The organism is Streptococcus pseudopneumoniae (genome assembly GCF_038148935.1).
Classification (GTDB): domain Bacteria; phylum Bacillota; class Bacilli; order Lactobacillales; family Streptococcaceae; genus Streptococcus; species Streptococcus pseudopneumoniae_U.
In genome coordinates this window covers 1-549 of record NZ_JBBJZX010000210.1, presented here as the reverse complement: position 1 = coordinate 549, position 549 = coordinate 1, and the positions used below count along the sequence as shown (strand labels likewise).

The window sequence follows — 549 nt, the reverse complement described above, 5'->3', positions numbered from 1 at the left end:
ACAGTATGCGCTTGTTTGCTGTAGGCTGCACTGTTTGTGCTATTTTCTAGCTTGCCTTCTCCAACTTTTGCTGTTACGGTGACGCTATCGCCTACTTTGTCCGCTGGAACTTCAATCGAATCGCCTGTAACCTTAACATCTGGATGGTTACCCTCTACAGTCCAGGTGCCATTGTCCCCTTTCTTGACAACAACTGTTCCACTGTCTTTCAACGGAATCTCAATCTTATCTCCTCCGTTGTCTGCGGCTGGTGTCACTTTCAAGTTACCGTTTTGCCATTGTCCTACCGTTGGTGCGGTTGGCGCAGCTTTCGTTACTTTCAAGGTTACTTTTGTAGTTTCTTGAGAACCATCACCGTAAGTAATCGTGACTGGAATCTCTTGGGTGCTTCCTGCTGTTAAGGCTGGTAATGCTCCGTTTGAAGTCACTGATTGAATGTTCGATGACGCATAGTCTTTCTCTTCATTTCCTACGGTGATTCCGATAACTCCCGTATTCGTATGAAGGTCTTCGCCACTCAAGGTGTCTGTTGGTTTCTTAACGATGTCT

General features: G+C 46.1%; 1 pseudogene. It reads right to left on the bottom strand.

The annotated features are described in order from the left end of the window. Positions 1 to 549, bottom strand: a pseudogene (locus WKI42_RS10650) (hypothetical protein); the annotation flags it as partial.